21 protein-coding genes are annotated in these 18,579 nt (G+C 38.6%); 18 read left to right on the top strand and 3 right to left on the bottom strand.

The window, feature by feature from the left end; genetic code table 11:
* The first annotated feature begins 2 nt into the window (after positions 1-2).
* From rpoD to polA, 10 genes are all read left to right on the top strand, one after another.
* On the top strand, positions 3-1,136 hold the full coding sequence (gene rpoD, locus IV67_RS06015; protein WP_057788097.1) for an RNA polymerase sigma factor RpoD: 1,134 nt from the start codon (positions 3-5) through the stop codon (positions 1,134-1,136).
* 93 nt (positions 1,137-1,229) lie between these two features.
* Positions 1,230-2,456, top strand: coding sequence for an MFS transporter (locus tag IV67_RS06010; protein WP_057788095.1), 1,227 nt, complete (start codon positions 1,230-1,232; stop codon positions 2,454-2,456).
* 99 nt (positions 2,457-2,555) lie between these two features.
* A complete protein-coding gene (locus IV67_RS06005; RefSeq protein ID WP_057788092.1) occupies positions 2,556-3,269 on the top strand; it encodes a response regulator transcription factor in 714 nt (237 codons plus the stop codon).
* Positions 3,269-4,657 (top strand): sensor histidine kinase, encoded by a 1,389-nt coding sequence (locus IV67_RS06000; protein ID WP_057788090.1) that lies wholly within the window; start codon positions 3,269-3,271, stop codon positions 4,655-4,657. The genes IV67_RS06005 and IV67_RS06000 overlap by 1 nt, the downstream gene beginning before the upstream one ends.
* Positions 4,658-4,673: 16 nt before the next feature.
* Positions 4,674-5,321, top strand: a complete 648-nt coding sequence (gene udk, locus IV67_RS05995) for a uridine kinase (protein WP_201782733.1) — start codon at positions 4,674-4,676, stop codon at positions 5,319-5,321.
* A 12-nt stretch (positions 5,322-5,333) separates the two neighbouring features.
* The gene (gene ytpR / locus IV67_RS05990) at positions 5,334-5,975 is read left to right on the top strand and encodes a YtpR family tRNA-binding protein (protein WP_057788087.1); all 642 of its coding nucleotides are present in this window, start codon (positions 5,334-5,336) and stop codon (positions 5,973-5,975) included.
* 18 nt (positions 5,976-5,993) lie between these two features.
* Positions 5,994-6,497: a hypothetical protein gene (locus IV67_RS05985; RefSeq protein ID WP_057788085.1), complete on the top strand. Its 504-nt coding sequence runs from the start codon at positions 5,994-5,996 to the stop codon at positions 6,495-6,497.
* Between the two features lie 86 nt (positions 6,498-6,583).
* The gene (murC, locus tag IV67_RS05980; RefSeq protein WP_057788083.1) at positions 6,584-7,930 is read left to right on the top strand and encodes a UDP-N-acetylmuramate--L-alanine ligase; all 1,347 of its coding nucleotides are present in this window, start codon (positions 6,584-6,586) and stop codon (positions 7,928-7,930) included.
* Between the two features lie 80 nt (positions 7,931-8,010).
* Positions 8,011-8,730: a Bax inhibitor-1/YccA family protein gene (locus IV67_RS05975; RefSeq protein ID WP_057788081.1), complete on the top strand. Its 720-nt coding sequence runs from the start codon at positions 8,011-8,013 to the stop codon at positions 8,728-8,730.
* A gap of 96 nt (positions 8,731-8,826) precedes the next feature.
* Positions 8,827-11,529, top strand: a complete 2,703-nt coding sequence (gene polA, locus IV67_RS05970) for a DNA polymerase I (RefSeq protein ID WP_057788078.1) — start codon at positions 8,827-8,829, stop codon at positions 11,527-11,529.
* Between the two features lie 41 nt (positions 11,530-11,570).
* On the opposite strand, the gene IV67_RS05965 is transcribed toward polA, so the two are convergent.
* A complete protein-coding gene (locus IV67_RS05965) occupies positions 11,571-11,807 on the bottom strand; it encodes a hypothetical protein (protein ID WP_157050298.1) in 237 nt (78 codons plus the stop codon).
* 185 nt (positions 11,808-11,992) lie between these two features.
* Between IV67_RS05965 and IV67_RS05960 the strand changes: the two genes are divergently transcribed.
* The gene (locus IV67_RS05960; RefSeq protein ID WP_057788075.1) at positions 11,993-12,655 is read left to right on the top strand and encodes an NAD(P)H-binding protein; all 663 of its coding nucleotides are present in this window, start codon (positions 11,993-11,995) and stop codon (positions 12,653-12,655) included.
* Positions 12,656-12,693: 38 nt separating this feature from the next.
* On the opposite strand, the gene IV67_RS05955 is transcribed toward IV67_RS05960, so the two are convergent.
* Together IV67_RS05955 and IV67_RS05950 are read right to left on the bottom strand one after the other, a co-directional pair.
* The gene (locus tag IV67_RS05955) at positions 12,694-13,440 is read right to left on the bottom strand and encodes an SDR family NAD(P)-dependent oxidoreductase (protein ID WP_057788073.1); all 747 of its coding nucleotides are present in this window, start codon (positions 13,438-13,440) and stop codon (positions 12,694-12,696) included.
* 53 nt (positions 13,441-13,493) lie between these two features.
* Positions 13,494-13,973 (bottom strand): P-loop NTPase family protein, encoded by a 480-nt coding sequence (locus IV67_RS05950; RefSeq protein WP_057788071.1) that lies wholly within the window; start codon positions 13,971-13,973, stop codon positions 13,494-13,496.
* A gap of 173 nt (positions 13,974-14,146) precedes the next feature.
* Between IV67_RS05950 and IV67_RS05945 the strand changes: the two genes are divergently transcribed.
* The 7 genes from IV67_RS05945 (at position 14,147) to IV67_RS05915 (ending at position 18,517) form a co-directional block, all read left to right on the top strand.
* Positions 14,147-14,329: a hypothetical protein gene (locus IV67_RS05945; protein ID WP_057788068.1), complete on the top strand. Its 183-nt coding sequence runs from the start codon at positions 14,147-14,149 to the stop codon at positions 14,327-14,329.
* 177 nt (positions 14,330-14,506) lie between these two features.
* The gene (locus tag IV67_RS05940; protein ID WP_057788066.1) at positions 14,507-14,797 is read left to right on the top strand and encodes a hypothetical protein; all 291 of its coding nucleotides are present in this window, start codon (positions 14,507-14,509) and stop codon (positions 14,795-14,797) included.
* 14 nt (positions 14,798-14,811) lie between these two features.
* Positions 14,812-15,258, top strand: a complete 447-nt coding sequence (locus tag IV67_RS05935; protein ID WP_162261078.1) for an ASCH domain-containing protein — start codon at positions 14,812-14,814, stop codon at positions 15,256-15,258.
* Positions 15,259-15,275: 17 nt separating this feature from the next.
* Complete coding sequence (locus IV67_RS05930; protein ID WP_083486687.1) at positions 15,276-15,785, top strand: isochorismatase family protein; 510 nt, start codon at positions 15,276-15,278, stop codon at positions 15,783-15,785.
* 175 nt (positions 15,786-15,960) lie between these two features.
* On the top strand, positions 15,961-16,941 hold the full coding sequence (locus tag IV67_RS05925) for an ABC transporter ATP-binding protein (protein ID WP_057788063.1): 981 nt from the start codon (positions 15,961-15,963) through the stop codon (positions 16,939-16,941).
* Complete coding sequence (locus tag IV67_RS05920) at positions 16,938-17,729, top strand: ABC transporter permease (RefSeq protein ID WP_057788061.1); 792 nt, start codon at positions 16,938-16,940, stop codon at positions 17,727-17,729. The genes IV67_RS05925 and IV67_RS05920 overlap by 4 nt, the downstream gene beginning before the upstream one ends.
* Before the next feature lie 5 nt (positions 17,730-17,734).
* Positions 17,735-18,517 (top strand): ABC transporter permease, encoded by a 783-nt coding sequence (locus tag IV67_RS05915; RefSeq protein WP_057788059.1) that lies wholly within the window; start codon positions 17,735-17,737, stop codon positions 18,515-18,517.
* The last annotated feature ends 62 nt before the right edge of the window (positions 18,518-18,579 follow it).

Raw genomic sequence — 18,579 nt, 5'->3', positions numbered from 1 at the left:
CGATGGCAGAAAACAAGAAGACAACTGAAAATGAAATGTCACAAGAAGACCTAACTAAAGCGATCAAGAAGGTCATTAAAGACCACAAGGCTGATAAGCAAATTCAAGAAGATCATTTGCAAGCTGAATTGATTAAGCCATTGGCATTGAATTCAGAACAAATTGATGAAGCTTATGACGAAATTGAATCTGCTGGAATCTCAATTGTCGATGAAAAGGGTGAGCCAACCGAGCGTGCATTGAAGAATCGTAAGACGGCCTTATCTGAAAAAGAATTGAAGCAGGCTGCTGATGCACCAACTGGGATGAAAATTAACGATCCAGTTCGTATGTATTTGAAGGAAATTGGTCGTGTCCCATTGTTGACTGGTGATCAAGAAGTTGAGTTGGCTGAACGTATTGAACAAGGTGATGAAGAAGCCAAGCAAGAATTGGCTGAAGCTAACTTGCGTTTGGTTGTTTCAATTGCGAAGCGTTACGTTGGTCGTGGTATGCAATTCTTGGATTTGATTCAAGAAGGTAATATGGGATTGATGAAGGCGGTTGAGAAGTTTGATTACCGTAAGGGATTTAAGTTCTCAACTTACGCTACATGGTGGATTCGTCAGGCGATTACACGTGCGATTGCTGACCAAGCTCGTACAATTCGTATCCCCGTGCACATGGTTGAAACAATCAACAAGTTGATTCGTATTCAACGTAACTTGTTGCAAGATCTGGGTCGTGAACCAACACCGGAAGAAATTGGTGCCGAGATGGACATCAATACGGACAAGGTTCGTGATATTTTGAAAATTGCACAAGAACCAGTTTCATTGGAAACACCAATTGGTGAAGAGGATGACTCACACCTAGGTGATTTTATTGAAGATAATGAAGCGATTTCTCCAGCCGATTCAGCGGCTTATGAAATGTTGAAGGTTCAATTGGAATCAGTATTGGATACTTTAACAGATCGTGAAGAACAAGTATTGCGTTTGCGTTTCGGATTAGATGATGGACGTACGCGCACATTAGAAGAAGTTGGTAAAGAATTTGGCGTTACACGTGAACGTATTCGTCAAATCGAAGCCAAGGCGCTTCGTAAGTTGCGCCACCCATCACGTTCAAAGCAATTGCGTGATTTCTTGGATTAAAATTCATGTTGAAAAGATGACTGAAAAGTCGGAGGATAATGTCTATTGTTCTCCGGCTTTTTATTTTTGGAAAGAAGAAGGGAGTTAAGGATTATGGATGCAGCGCAAGAACAAAAGCGTCAAGAGAGATTAGCAAAATTTAGTTTACCGCTATTAACATCAAACTTTGCATCAGTTTTTGGTGAAGGTGTTTATCGGTTTGGATTGAATTGGTTCTTAGTTTCAACGTATGGAAACGCTGAACTTTTGGGGTGGTTAACTGGGTTTGGTTTTATCGTTTATTTATTGAATGATATGTATGTTGGTGCGGTATTGGACCGCTTCAATCGAAAATGGGTATTAGTCCTGTCGGATTTGTTTGGTGCAATTGGGATGATTGCTTTATCATTGATGATTAATCCGGATAGTCCACAGACCTGGATATTATTTGCGATTACGGCTGTAATGTATATTGACATTTCATATGCGTATCCATCTGGTCGTGCAATTCTACCAGACGTTATTAAAAAATCTTCATTAGCCCGATTTAATGCTTATGTCAGTGCTGCATTTTCAGCAGGACAAGCATTAGGACCGCTAATTGGTGGAATTTTGCTTCGAATGGACTGGATTAATTTACGCAGCTTTATGTTCTTATACGGAATGTTGTTGTTAGTAACGGCTGGAATAAATTTGATTATTAAGACACATCCACAGCCAATTGTTGAGACGTCTGAATCTTTCGTTGAAAGTCTGAAAAATGGATTTAAATATGTATACCGCATGCCAAAGTTATTTGAATCAATGTTGGTAACAGTTTGGGCTAATTTCTGTTTTGAAGCCTTTATTATCTCAATGCCATTTTTGGTTCAAAAAACCTACAATGGGTCAGCCCAAGAGTATTCATTGGCGTTAACTGCAGCGGCGGTATCTGGGATTGCGGCCGGCTTTATATTGGCAAGGTATACAAAGTTTAATAACTTAGATACTCTTTATACTGATTTCTTTGTCCTCGGTTTGGCCTTTGTATTGGCAGCATTTATTAACATTATGTGGGCATTAATTCTTGTAATTATTTTGAATGGTTTCGTACGATCAGCCTTTGTTATTAAAGTGAATACGGTTCGACAAGAAGAAAGTTCATCGGAATATCTAGGGCGTGTATTTGGATTATCATTCTTTGCAACAGACTTATTTGTTCCGATTGTCAGCATTACCTTTGGATACGGTGTTTCAAAAATGGGCGTTTGGAGCCTATTGGTGATTGGAATGATGATGATTGTTGGGATGATTTTGATTAAGTTATATATGCGTCGTCGTTACCAAGCCGCACAAATATAAAAGAAAACAAAAGATAACTGTAAACCGTGCAGTTATCTTTTTTTTCATGTTAAAATAAGTGAAAACCATTTTGTATAAATGTATACTTGAGGTATAAAAATGACAAAGATTCTTGTGGTAGATGATGAACCTGCGTTAGTAACTTTACTAACCTATAATTTAAAAAAATCAGGTTACGAAGTATTTTCGCAAAACGATGGACAAAACATTATTGAAACCATCAAAACGCAACAGATTGATTTAGTATTATTAGATGTGATGCTACCAGATGAGAATGGTGTTGATATCACCCGTGATATTCGGTCGGCTAAAATTGATGTGCCCATTATCATGGTGACGGCACTGGATGATGAAGTTGATAAAATCGTCGGGTTAGAAATGGGAGCAGATGACTATATTACAAAGCCATTTAGTCCTAGAGAGGTCATCGCTCGTATTAAAGCTGTTTTGCGTCGATTTGAACATGGTAAGAAAGTAGATTCACGATCAGATAACATTCAAATGTATGGCCCACTAGCGATTGATTACGATAAGATGTCCGTTCAACTGAATGGTGATAATGTTAAATTAACACCAAAAGAGTATGAGTTGCTGACATATATGGCACAACGTGAGGGTCGCGTCTTAGATCGTGAAACGATTTTACATGGTGTGTGGGGTTATGATTATGGTGGCCCAGATACACGTATGGTTGATATGCATCTCTCACATTTACGAGAAAAGGTAGAATTAGATCCAAAGCATCCAGCGCTGTTAAAAACAGTCCGTGGAATGGGGTACCGTTTTGAGAAACCTACAGCTGAGGACAAGTGATGTTAAAGCCAAAATTGATTTCATTTTTTAAGTCCTTTGCATTCTTTTCGGTGCTCTTTTTTATTGTGACGAGTATCGCCGCAATTCTGGGTAATCGCATTACATCAAAAGCACTTGATTATCCCAATTTGTGGGAGCTATTACTCGTTATTTCAATTGGCTTAGCCTTTGTCGTTGCAATTGTTCTGATGTGGAATACAAGCCGACAACGTGAGCAAATTAACTTGTTCATTGCCAAAATGGAAGCGATGCGCCATGATACTGAATATGGCGGGAAGGTACTCCTCCGCCCTGAAGATCCGCTCGCACCACTTGCAAATGCAGTCAATAATGTGCAAAGTTTAAACCGCAGTCGCACAAAAATATTGCAGCAACAGGCTAGCACCCTAAATGCATTGTTGGAAAATATGCCACTAGGTGTTTTACGCATTCAACCAGATCATAAAATTGTGCAAACGAATGCGCAGGCCATTCATATGCTGCACTTACCAGATGATGTCGAAGGGCGTCCGTTTGAAAATGTTTTTAAAAACCATCAATTATTATCAATTGTGAATCGTGCGTTGGAACAACAACAGAGTATTCGCGAACAAATTATGGTTGATCAACTTGATGTTGATATTTTTGTCACGTATTATCAGTTAAGAGAGCGCCATGATGAGTTATTGGTGTTGTTGTATGATATGACGGAAGTTAAACGTTTGCAAAATATGCAAGCTGATTTTGCTGCGAATGCTTCACATGAGTTAAGAACACCATTAGCTTCGATTATTGGGTTCTCAGATACATTACTCGATGGGGCTCAAGATGATCCAGAAGTGCGATCAGAATTTATTGAAATTATTCATGATGAAGCTGAGCATTTATTGGCATTAACGAATGATATTTTAACCTTAGCCAAGTCACCACGTAGTGATAAACTAATTGAAGAAGTACACGTTGCCCCCATTGTTGATAAGGTATTTTCAATGCAAGAAAAAGGGCGACAAAAGCTGGACTTAACTCTGAAAAATGAGGTAACAGCCAAAACGATTTTTAATCAATGTGAAGAGGACGTACAAACAATTCTGACCAACTTAATTGTCAATGCCGTTAAATATAATCGACAGGCTGGTAGTGTGAGTGTTTCTGCGCATGCCGATCAACGACAATGTTTTATCACGGTTTCCGATACGGGAATGGGGATACCAAGTGATCAGCAAGAACGAATTTTTGAACGTTTTTATCGCATTGATAAATCACACAATAAAAAAATCCCTGGAACGGGGTTAGGTCTTGCAATTGTGCATGACTTGGTTGAATCACTTAGTGGTTCAATTTATGTTGATAGTCAAGTTGGGGTTGGCACAAAAATTACTGTAGTTATCCCAAATCAAATTGAAAAATAAAGAAAGTTGAAATGAGATGGAAGAAATGAAGCGACCTGTTGTTATTGGTGTAACCGGTGGTTCCGGTTCAGGAAAGACGACCGTAAGCAATGAAATATTTGAGCGTTTAGCTGGTGAATCAATGGTGATGTTGCCACAAGATGCTTATTATAATGATCAAACAGATATGCCGATGGATGAACGTAAACAGGTGAACTATGATCATCCAGATGCATTTGACACAGACTTATTGGTTGAACAGTTAAAACAATTGATTGATGGCCATGCCATTGAACAGCCAACGTATAACTATGCGGATTATAACCGTGCCCCTGAAACAGTCACGATTGAACCTGCAAATGTCATCATCGTTGAAGGTGTATTATTATTTGTTGAAGAAGCTTTGCGTGATTTACTTGATATTAAGATTTATGTTGATACTGATGATGATATTCGTTTCATCCGACGCATGCAACGTGATGTTGAAGAGCGCGGTCGCACGATTGATTCAGTCGTTAATCAATATATGGAAACAGTTAAACCCATGTATCATCAATTTATTGAGCCAACTAAGCGCTATGCTGATATTATTTTGCCAGAGGGTGGTCAAAATGAAGTTGGGATTAACATGATTGAAGCCCAATTACGTGTGATTTTAGACGCTGAGAAAAAGAATAAGTTATAAAGGAGATTATCTATGTTAATTGCAAGTTATAATGCTGCTGGTATGGGGGATGTACTCGTTTTGCTAACAGCACCCAAATCAGAAAAGACAACGAGTGAACAAAAAGGACATGTGGTCCGCCTATTAAATGAAAAACAAGAGACCATTGGCTTTAACATTTTAAACGCGAGTGATCATTTAGCGACGGCTGAGATGGATGGTCAAGTTCATTTAGATGAAGCACAAGTTGCAACTTTGAATGCTGTTTTAAAACAAAATGGTTTTGAGCCAGAGTTAGTTGCCGATGTGGCACCTAAATTTGTGGTTGGCTATGTTGAATCAGCTGAACCACACCCAGATTCAGATCATTTGCAAGTGACGACGACACAAATCGATGGTGGTGAGACGCTACAAATTGTCTCAGGTTCACCTAATATGCAAGCGGGCATTAAGGTCGTCGTTGCTAAAGTGGGCGCAATGATGCCATCTGGTCTAATTATTTGGCCAGGTGCATTACGTGGTGTCGCCTCAAACGGGATGATCGTTTCTGGACGCGAATTGGGATTGCCAAATGCACCACAACAACCGGGTGCCCTTATTTTGCCAGATGACTATGCTGAAGTTGGGACACCATTTGATGCCAAGTCACCTGAAGCCCAAGCTTTATTTCAATAATGAAGCGAGGATGTAATAATGGTGATTAATCGACGTCCGATTGTTCATTTTGAAACTTTACGCCGAGTTCGTTATGATCAACAAGTGCGAGAAATTATGGCAGCAAAAACCGATTATATTTTGTTTGCCACTGAAGCAGATCTCGTTGAAACAGAAAATGAAGTAACGCGTGATGCACCTAATGAGATTTCTGATGCTGAGCGACAAACTAAACCGACGGAGTCAATCGACCTTCCAACGGCTGTTGTTCAAGCAGAAATTTTGGAACCAAAAAAGCCGATTGCTAAGACACAACCAGTTATTCCTGAGGTAACACCTAAAGCAAAAGCTAGTGTTACCTCAACTCCGGTGACGCCTGAGGCTAACAAGGCTGCGGTGAAAAAAGAAAATAAACCACAAGCTCAAGCAGCGTCACATCCGGAAAATATGACTGGCTTGGGATTGAGCTTGGATTCGATTTTTGGTGAGGAAACACAGGCAGCCAAAAATACACAGTCTAATTATTTTAAAGACTCTAAATAAAAGAGATTCAACCCTAGGTGTTGACTCTTTTTTTTGCTATTATGGTCTATAGAGATTCAATAAGAAGTTTGGAGATAACATACATCATGGATAAAGAGACAATCTATTATTTTATTGGTATTAAAGGATCAGGGATGAGCTCTTTAGCGCGCATCTTAGATGACCAGGGCTATCAAGTTTCTGGTTCAGACATTGATGAATATACATTTACACAAAAGCCATTGGAAGACGCAGGCATTGAAATTAAGGCCTTTGCACCGGAAAATATTAAGAGCGGTATGACTGTCATTCGTGGAAATGCTTTTGAAGATGATCAAATTGAAGTGGCACAAGCACTAAAGATGCAAGCAGCTGGTGAAGTTAAGGTTGTCACTTACCCAGAAGTGGTTGAAGAATTGATTGAACAATCAACATCAATTGGTGTTGCCGGAGCGCATGGAAAGACATCAACAACCGGTCTTTTGGCACACGTGCTTTCAGGGATTGCACCAACATCATACTTGATTGGAGATGGTAGTGGTAAAGGGGTTCCTGACCCACGTTTCTTTGTCTTTGAAGCTGATGAGTATCGTCGTCATTTTAAGGACTATCATCCTGATTATGCCATTATGACCAACATTGACTTTGATCATCCCGATTACTACACAGGTATCGATGATGTCCGTTCAGCCTTTGAAGAATTTGGTGCCCATGTTAAGAAGGGAATCTTCGCTTGGGGTGATGATGAACAATTACGTAAAATGCAAGTTGATGTACCTGTTTATTATTATGGAACTAATCCTGAAACTGATGATTTTTATGCAACAAATATTAAGCGTTCTACTAAGGGTTCTGCTTTTGACGCCTATTATCACGATGAATTCTTGGGAACCTACGAAGTACCTTTGTACGGACAACATGGTGTGTTAAACTCACTTGCTGTTGTTGCCGTAGCGCACTTTGAAGATATGGATCAAGACCTTGTGAAAGAAGAATTATTGTCTTTTTTAGGGGTTAAACGTCGCTTTACTGAAAAGCAAGTTGGGCCGGTTACAATTATTGATGATTATGCACATCATCCATCAGAAATTAAGGCGACAATTGATGCAGCGCGTCAAAAGTATCCTGATCGTGAAATTGTTGCTGTCTTCCAACCACATACATTTAGCCGAACAATTGCTTATAAGGAAGACTTTGCTAAAACACTTGATTTAGCTGACCACGTTTATTTGACTGACATTTTTGCTTCTGCGCGTGAAGAAAAAGGGAATATTAGTTCTGCTGAGTTAGGGGCTGAAATTAGTAAATTCCGTGATATTGTCTCACCAGATAACGTTGCACCTTTGCTTGATCATGAAGATGGTGTGTTTGTATTTATGGGAGCTGGTGACTTGCAAAACACAGAATTTGCTTTTGAAAAGTTACTTGCAAATACGCAAACAAACTTACAATAAGTTAGGGTAGTTTTAAACTTTAATCGTTATACTTGTTAAATATGAATATTATAAATTAAATAAATTTTAGGAGGAATCATATGAATAATTATGATCAATCTAGTCTCTCAAATACAGAGGCTAGTGGGTTGAATCGCTTCTTTATGAAGGTTTACCAATACATGGCAATTGCATTACTTGTTTCATTTGTGACTGCATACATTGGGGTTCGTTTCTTTGCCCAACAAATTTCTGCAATTTTTAATACACCAATGATGTCACTTGTGATGTTTGCTGTGATGATTGGATTTGTGTATCTGTTCTCAAAGCGTGTGTATAGTAATCCTGGTGCTGCTTTTGGAATGCTAATGGGTTATGCTGTGTTGAATGGGGCAACATTTGCCGTAATTGGACTGTCATTCGATGTCGCAACAATTGGAATGGCATTAGCTGGAGCGGCTGCTTTATTCGTTGGAATGGCATTCTATGGCTTCACAACTAAGCGTTCACTTGCTTCAATGCGTGGTGTGTTGATGGGAGCTTTGATTGGGTTGATTTTGGTCGGCCTACTTCAAATTTTCTTCTTCAATAACATCGTGTACATGGTAACAGCCATGGTTGGTGTGGTGGTCTTCGCATTGATGACGGCGTATGACATGAACACACTAAAGCAAATGTACTTAGAATTTAATCAAAGTGGTGCTGGTGCAACAGCTGAACAAGGTTTGGCGGTATCTGGTGCGTTGAGCTTATACCTTGATTTCGTTAACTTGTTCTTGTACTTGCTACAACTATTTACAGCATTTGGAAATAACGATTAATGATTTAAAAAAGACGTCTGTTGAGAAACGGGCGTCTTTTTCTGTTATGATAGGGAGTAGATAATTTAGGCTGATATGGCCGAAAGAGAGATGAATATGGCTAAACCAACATTATTATTAATTGATGGAAATTCTTTGGCATTTAGGGCGTTTTACGCCATGATTAACCAAGTGGAGCGTTTCGTTAATCATGAAGGCTTGCATACAAACGCGTTAGTTGCTTTCAATAATTTTTTGGATGGAATTGTCGAACCATTTGACCCGGATTATGCGCTCGTTGCTTGGGATGCTGGGAAGACAACTTTTAGAACTGATAAGTATGATGATTATAAGGGGAACCGTGATAAGACACCATCTGAGTTAAGTGAGCAATTCCCATACTTGCGTGAAATGGTGACCTTGCATGGTATTTATAGCTATGAATTACCAAATTACGAAGCCGATGATATTATCGGAACAACGGCTAAAGATGCCCAAGCCAAGGGTTTTGATGTCACGATTGTGACTGGTGATCGTGATATGTTGCAGTTGGTAGATGAGCATATTGAAGTCTGGATTACTAAAAAAGGTGTTTCAGAACTTGAACATAATGACTTGGCCATGGTTGATGAAAAATATGATGGCCTAACGCCGGCACAAATTGTTGATGTTAAGGGTCTACAGGGTGATACATCGGATAATTATCCAGGTGTTGCTGGAATCGGGCCTAAGACGGCAATTAAGTTGATCAAAGCCTATCATTCTATTCCGGAACTCTACGAGCATATTGATGAGCTTAAGGCGAATAAACAAAAAGAAAAGTTGGTCAATGGGGAAGCCGATGCTAAGATGTCGCGTGATTTAGCTCGTATTCGGACGGATGCACCGGTGGAATTTGAACTAGACGACTTGAAGTATACCGGACCGGATTATGAGAACATTATTCCGTTCTATCAACAGTTAGATTTCAAACAACAATTGGCTAAGTTAGCGAATCAAGGGCATGTGCTTGGGGCATCCATATCCGGGGATGCATCTGAAGAAACGGCTGCGCCTTCAACAACTCCAGTACCATTGATTCGTTTATCAGAAGACCCAACCGACCTAATTCCTGATTATACTGACGAGATTAGTTTTTACGTTGAATTAGACGATGCCGACTATCATACTGCGGCACCGGTTGGCTTTATCTTTGGTAATGAAGCGCAAGGTTATGTTGTCGGGCGTGATATTGATGTGCTATTGATTGATCCAGTGAAAACAATGCTAGAAAATGCGGATGTGAAAAAGCGTGTTTTCAATGCGAAAGCATTGTATGTTTTGTTTTTACGTTATGAGGTTGAGTTGCAAGGACTTGAGTATGATATCTTATTAATGTCATATTTGGTCGATACGAATGATAATAGTAATGACTTAGGCGCATTAGCGCAACAAAATGATTATTATGATGTTCAAACCGATGAAGCGGTGTATGGTAAGGGTGTAAAGTTTGAAATTCCAGAAGATGATCAGATTTTCTTTGAACATTTGGGACAAAAAGCCCGAGCCTTAGAAATATTACCAGCACGTTTATTGCAAAAATTAGATGATCGTGAACAGACTGATTTATACAAGAATATGGAATTGCCACTTTCAATTGTATTAGCAGAAATGGAAGCAACCGGAATTAAGGTGGATAGTCAACGCTTATTAATGATGGGCAATGATTTGGCTGAGCGCTTAAGTGATTTAGAGCAGAAGATTTATCAAGAAGCGGGGCATGAATTCAATATTCAATCGCCAAAGCAGCTTGGGGTCGTTTTGTTTGAAGAGATGGGTTATAAGCCAATCAAGAAAACGAAGACAGGATATTCAACCAGTGTTGAAGTTTTGGAGCAAATGCAAGATGTTCCAATCGTGAAGATGATTTTGGAATATCGTCAAATCGCAAAGATTAAATCAACCTATGTTGAAGGCTTGCTGCGCGTTGTACATGGCTCAGATTCAAAAGTGCACACGCATTATATTCAAACCTTAACGCAAACAGGTCGTTTATCTTCTACTGATCCAAATTTGCAAAACATTCCAGTTCGTTTGGAAGAAGGGCGTTTGATTCGCCAAGCGTTTGTTCCAAGCTCATCAGATTGTGTCCTTGTCAGCTCTGACTATTCACAAATTGAATTGCGCGTCTTAGCACATATCTCTGGTGATAAAAATATGCAAGCTGCATTTAATGCAGATGAAGATATTCACGCAGCAACGGCTCGTCGCATTTTTAATTTGCCAGAAGGTGAAGACATTGATCCAAATATGCGTCGTAAAGCGAAAGCCGTGAATTTTGGAATTGTTTATGGCATTTCTGATTTCGGTTTGGCTAAAAATATTGGTGTTAGTCGTAAGGAAGCCAAAGAAATTATTGATACGTACTTTGCGGAGTACCCAGGTATTAAACAATGGTCAGAAAACATTATTGATTTTGCACGCGAAAATGGATATGTTGAAACAATGGCCCATCGTCGTCGTTATTTGCCAGATATGCATGCTAAAAACTTTAATGTGCGTAGTTTTGCTGAACGAACGGCTATGAACACACCAATTCAAGGTTCTGCAGCGGATATTATTAAAATCGCGATGTTGAATGTTCAAAAGGCATTAGAAACTGAAGGGCTCAAAACACGTATGTTATTGCAAGTGCATGACGAACTGATTTTTGAAGTACCTAAGGCGGAACTAGAGATTATTCATGAATTAGTACCTAAAGTGATGGATTCGGCCATGGCATTAGATGTGCCTTTGAAAGTTTCAAGTCATGAAGGTGCTACTTGGTACGATGCCAAATAAATAAAAAAACGTTTATGAGCAGATGACTCATAAACGTTTTTTTATTGTAATGGTGTTTGGCTGTCTGACACTTCTTCATTTGATAAATCAATAATCATTTTATCGATTCGTTCACGTTCACGGATAAGAAGGGTTTTATTGTTTTCCATTGAATCACTGATATTAGATAATTCAATTATTTTATTATCGACAACTGATTCACGCATCTTACTTGTTTCAAGTAATTCATTGTATTTTTGTTTTAATTGCAAATACAGATAGCATAAAATGCTTAGCATGATGATTAAAACGAATATTATAATATAAAGCATGTATGCCTCTCCATTAATTTTTTAGTCAAACTACATTATACACTAGATGATATTAAAAATTAAACCCTTAATAAGTGTTTCAATTATATTTAGAGCCGTGTATGATGGTCGTATGTGAAGCCTTAGCATTTTATGTGAAAGAGGAATTTGTAATGACAAAGAAAATTTTGATTGTAGGTGCAAGTGGTCGCGTTGGTCGTGAATTAATGGATATTTTAGCGCAAGATGCGCATTATGAGGTGTTTGGAACATCAAGTCATGTGAGTGATAATCAGCATTTTATCCAATTAGATTTGCATGCCGATTTTGAAACGATTCGTGCAGCATTGGTTGGTTTTGATATTGTTTATTTCACGGCTGGTTCACGTGGAAAAGATTTATTACAAGTTGATTTGAATGGTAATGTGAAAGTGGCAATGGCTGCCGAACAAGTGGGTGTTGAACGCTTTGTACAATTATCATCAGGAAGTGCTTTAGATCAAACGAAATGGCAAGAAGCACATTTTGCAAGTTTACAAGACTACAATGTTGCACGTTACTTTGCGGATCAATGGGTCTTACAAAGTACATTGCCATATACCATTCTTCAAGCAGGTTCTTTGCTTGAAGCGGAACCAACTGGTAAGGTCGTTTTGACACCAGTTAATCAAACTGGAAAATTACTTGTTTCAGAAAAAACAGCGGCTAAAGGGAATACAATTCCTGATGTGGCACAGGTGCTAGCTGAATTAATTAATTATCCACGAACAGCAGGGACCATCATTCAAATGAAAAATGGGGATGCTGCAATTGACACTGCGCTTGCAGAAATTTAATAAAAACGGCTCATTTATCATATAAATGAGTCGTTTTTTTACCAAGGCACACTGCCATTTGTATTGGTGAAACTTGCGGTGGCAACATGATCGGCAGTAGCAAGTTCAATTGTGCGTGCGACGCCGGCTTTTGGTGATTGAGCCCCACGCGCCGCGGACTGTTGCGCGGGTGTACCACCAAAATTAGTTGCGACAATGCCGGGGTCAACGGCGTTAACACTAATATTTACGTGCGATTGTTCGAGTTCCTTGGCCAACTGAATGGTAAACATATTAGCTGCTGATTTGCTGGCTTGATAACCGGTGGCACTTGCACCGAATACTTCAGAGTTTGGATCAAGCGCAGCCACATGTGATCCCATCATGCTTGAAATGTTGATGATGCGTCCTTCTGGGGCTTTTTTAAGTAAGGGGAGGCTTGCTTGCGTCATCTCGACTAGTCCAAAAAAGTTAACTTCAAAATCTTGTCGCATTTTTTCTGTGCTTAACTGACTAGGGGCGATATGGTCGTCAACCGCAATGCCGGCGTTATTAATTAATGTATCTAAATGGCCGTATTCGTCAGTAATATATTGGATTGCTACGTCAATGGACGTGCGGTTCGTCACATCTAACTGGACAAAATCAATTTGTAAATTCGATTGAGCCAATTGCTTAACGGCTGCTTGACCTTTTTCAATGGAACGTGATCCAATAATTACCGTTTGTCCAAGTTCACTTAATTCAGTGGCAATTTCTAAGCCCATGCCTTGATTGCCGCCAGTTACTAAAATTGTCTTTGTCATGATATAAACCCTCCGTTTCTACCTGTATCCTAGCACTGTAAGTAGCTGTAAAACTAGTTCATTTTGGAACAAATCCAGTTGATTTGTTCTAAAGTACGCCATTGCGTTGGGAAAAAGGTTTCTGGAATAGGCAATGGTGCACCGCCTGTTGGTAACCACCAATCTGCCAATTGTTTGCTGGAAAAGGGAACTTCTTTTAGAGCGTTCTTTGCTAAAGTCTGTTCAAAGGTTTGATTTAAATAGACTGCGATGACCGGTAAATGTTGTATGTGATCAAATACAGCTTGATAATGTTTGTAGTCTAAAATGCCTTCTAGGATAACATCAAGATTATGGTCGCAGGCCCAATCAATGTTAGCGTTAATCAGAGAAGGGGTTAGATGACCCGGTGTTTCATGCGTTGATAAGAATTCGCGCTTTAAGCTATCTTGATGTAGCATTAAGGTCTGTTGGTCTAGGTGGACGTTCAAGGCGTTGGCGAGATGGGTTTTTCCGCTACCGGAATTTCCTCGAATGATGATGATTTTAGACATAAATTTTCCTTTCAGATTATTGGAAGAAGGTGTTGCTTTATTTATTATCTCTGCTATAATATAGGATTAAGCAGTATTCAGTTGGTTGAGAAAGAAAGTAACATTTTTCAACTTCTATGTGATTAATCTCTATCATATAGGAAATACGATTCGTTACAAAGGGGGATTTTTATATGAATGCATTATCAAAATGGTTTAGATTAAGAGCTTTAAAGAATGAACACATCCGTGTGCAAATGAAATTAAATGAGATCTATTCAAGTCGAACACGTAGCACCGATTTTTTGGAGCGACAAAAGAATTTACGTCGTCGTTTACGAACAATCGAAGCACGTATTCAAGAGTTAGAACAATAATTGTCATTGGTAATGGGCCAATGGCTTTTTTTGTAAAAGTGGGCAAATTGGTATTCTGTCCAAAATAGGTTTATAATTAATTTCTAATGACACGCAAAACTTATTTTAATTTTATGCGGCAAGCAACACATTGCATGACTGTCGAAATAAGCCGTCATGGTGAAAGTAGGTTTGAAAATGCTCGGAAAAGTAGGAGATTATAATTTCAACAAGACGACACATGATAATTTGAAGGTACATGTTGATGTGACGGGGAACCCTTCAGTGGCGAAAGACGTTGATGAGGTGAACTATCATGTTTCACAAAGTGATCGTTTACATCAAGGGTACGAAGAACGTTACCGTCGCTTTTCAAAATTAATGCAAGATAATGTACCACTAACAGAAATTGCGACTATTCTTGAACTTTCTGAAATTACTTTGCATAGTCAGCGTTACATGCAACGTTATAAGAAGCATGGCGAATAATTAGGAGTTTTATGATGACACCAGTAGAAGCCTATTGGCAGAATTTTTGTGAGCAAAATCAACTGGTAGATGCACATCTTTATGCGGCTTTTGGTTTTGGTATGTCAAAAGACATGCAAAATGAATTGGCACAATTAGTTGTTGATGGTACAAAACGTGGAACAGCTAGTGCGTTGGCACTGTATGAAGATGACGAAGCTAAGCCGCAAGTGGGTGATTATTCAATCATTTTGGATGGAGATAGTCAGCCAGTTGCCGTTATCCAGACCACGCAAGTTGAAATATTACCATTTAATGCAATTACGGAGGCCCATGCTAAACGTGAAGGAGAAGGCGACTTATCTTTAGCATATTGGCAACAAGCACATATTGCCTTTTTTGAACCGTTGTTCAAAGAGGTTAAGCAACGTGATTTTAAGTCAGATGATTTGATATTGTTTGAAACATTTGAGAGAAAATAAGTTCAGAGGTGATACGAGTGGGAAAAGTAGCAGACGCATTGATTATTATTGATATGCAAAAAGGGGTTTGTCAAAACAATGGTGAAGATATTAATCGTTTATCAGAAATGACGGAAGTGATTAATCAGCGTGTGACCCTCTATCACCAAATTGGATTGCCAGTCATCTGGATTCAACATCAAGATGACCAAATTCAACCGGATTCAGAAGCATATGAATTGTTGGATAACTTAAATGTTGCGATTGGTACTGATAAAATTATGAGTAAAACGCATCCTGATTCATTTTATCATACGGAATTAAGTGACTTATTAGGTCGCTTGTCTGCAAATGCGATTGAGATTATGGGGGCACAGGTTGAATATTGTGTCGATAGTACCATTAAAGCAGCATTTGACCGTGGCTATAAAATATTGATGCAACATGGTGCATCAACGACTTATGATAATGCGTACATGAGTGCCAGTGCAACTCGAAATTTTTATGAAAATATTTGGGATCAACGGTTTGTTGAATGGCTTGATTAAGAACAGATACAAGAGGCTTGTTTTGCTTGAAAGGCAGAGCAAGCTTTTTATTTGCAATCATTTCTAATAAAATGCACATTTTTCTTTCATTTTATTGTATACTGAGGCTTATAACTGGGCAGTATGATGAGAACTTGATTCGAATCAAAATGTTTTAAAACAAAGGAGCATCAGGATGGGTGGCACAATTGAGGTTAATAATCTTGAAAAGCATTTTGTCGTGACTGAGCGTGCACCGGGACTTAAATCCGCCCTGGCAACTGTATTTAAGCGACATAAAAAACAGATTGCTGCTGTTAACAAGATTAATTTTACAGTTCCAGCTGGTACGATCGTTGGTTTTATTGGTCAAAATGGTGCTGGGAAAACGACGACAATTAAAATGTTAACGGGCACATTATATCCCTCATCAGGAAGTATCAATGTGGCAGGTTTCAATCCAAGTGAACGCACACAAGCATTTAGGCGTGATATTTCAGTTGTTATGGGCAATAAAGCACAAATTATGTTGGATTTAACACCAAATGACTATCTCCAATTAATTCAAGTCATGTACGATGTTGATCCAATCACCTTTGAACAAAATGTTAATGAAATGACGGAATTGTTGCATGTTAACCATCGCTTAAATGTACAAGCACGCAAGTTGTCTTTAGGTGAACGGATGAAGGTTGAATTTGTGGCAGCGGTTGCCACAAACCCACAAGTGCTTTTCTTAGATGAACCAACAATTGGTTTAGATGTTCAGTCAAAAAGAGATATCCGACAATTTATTCGATGTTTGAATCGCGATAAACAGACGACAATTTTTCTAACGAGTCATGACATGGAAGATATTTCAGCAGTATGTGATCAAATGATTCTCCTAAATCATGGTGAAGTTATTTGGGATGGACAGCTGTCACAATTAATGCAGGAATTTGATGATTATCGTTATCTGAGTTTTGAAAAAGGAACGGCTTATCAAGCAGACCAGTTAGGTTTTCCGATAATGGAAGAAACATTTGATCGCGTGACCATAAAAGTTCCGGCCGCAGAAGTTAATGTGATGACAAATCGATTAATTGTTAATGGGCTAGGTACAGCAGTGACTGTTCAAGATTTGCAGTTAGACGATATTATTTTAGAAGTTTTTAATATGGAGGCACAGGGATGAAAAAGTATCTTGCGGTCGCTCAAACTTCGATGAAATCCGTCTTAGCCTCTAAGAGTAGTATCTTTGTTTTATTGGCACAAGCGCTTATTCCAACCGTCGTCATGGCTTATCTATGGACCAGTATTTTACCAGGGCACTCAGCAATTCAAGGGATGACCGCAGAGACAATGATCAAATACTATATTGGTGTTAATGTTGTGAACTTTTTTGTTTGGTATGCGATTGACTGGGAACTTAATGACGATATTCACTCAGGTGAATTATCTAATATTGTGCGACGACCAGTTAATATGATGGGTTATTATTTCTCGCGGATGTTGGGCGATCGTATCGCAAATTTAATGGTCTTAGCGCCAATCATCTTGATAATACTGGTTATGCATATAAAACATATTTTTTCCCTTGATGTCATCTGGTTCGGGCAAGTCTTCATGACGATTTTATTAGCGATGTTATTATGGTTTGCATTTGGTTACGTGATTGGTTGTTTAGCGTATTGGTTTGAAAATTTATTTTTTGTGTTAATCGTTAAAGAAATTGTCGTTTCGTTTCTAGCTGGTTATTACTTACCATTGAATTTATTTCCAGAAATCCTAAAAAACTTATCTAATCTGTTGCCTTTTCAATACTTCAGTTATTTTCCAATTCAGACATTATTGAAGCAAACATTGCCAATCAATTGGAGCATTGGCATCTTAATTGGACTTATGTGGCTGATTGCATTATATGGCATCGGTTACTGGTTAAATCGATTAGGTGCGCGCCATTATTCAGATGTTATGGGGTAGACTAGATGCGATCACAGATTTCTACAATTCAAAAGCTTTTACAAATGAGTTTGATGCGTTCAGCGTCATTCAGTGCTGATTTCATTTTTGGCATCCTGTCAGCAGTGCTCTGGTTAGGCATACCAATTGTCTTTTTTAAAATGATTTATTTAAATGTCGATACAATTGCTGGATGGTCGTGGTATCAAACATTATTATTAGTTGGCATTTACACAATGGTTGATGGATTAATGATGACGTTTTTAGTCCAAAATTTACCAACATTAGAACACGATATTCGAGAAGGGCAGTTAGATTCAATTCTTTTAAAACCAATTGATACCCAACTTTATTATTTTTTCTATGCAGTCGATTTTACACAGCTTGTTAATTTTATTTTTGGATTGACTGTGACGATTTATGCGTTGATTCATCTATCAATTAACTGGTTTTATTTACCGATAGCATTATTATGCATGCTAGCCGGTTGTATCCTGTATTATGCGATTTGGTTTTTATGGACGATTACGGTATTTTGGTTACCAACCAATTTCGGGCGTTCTGATTTGTTTTTAAGTGTGATTCAAATGGGACGTTATCCAAATACCATTTATCGTGGGTTTGGAAAGTTAATATTCTTGGTCATTTTACCAGTGGGGATGATTGCGACGCCAACTGCACTCGCATTACTAGGGCGTTTGACATGGTTCGGATTCTTGGGTGTTATTGTGTTAGCGCTTGTGAGTCTGGTTTTAAGTCGATTAATGTGGTTATGCGGATTAAGACGCTATGATGGCGCAGGACGGTAATTAAAACCATTTAAAAAGCACGTATGTCTTTTAACATACGTGCTTTTAATTTGCTTTTATCC

Origin of the sequence: Weissella minor (assembly GCF_001437425.1) — a bacterium.
In the GTDB taxonomy this organism is placed as follows: domain Bacteria; phylum Bacillota; class Bacilli; order Lactobacillales; family Lactobacillaceae; genus Weissella; species Weissella minor.
The sequence above is the reverse complement of the archived record's forward strand: the minus strand, read 5'-3'. Positions and strand labels throughout refer to the sequence as shown.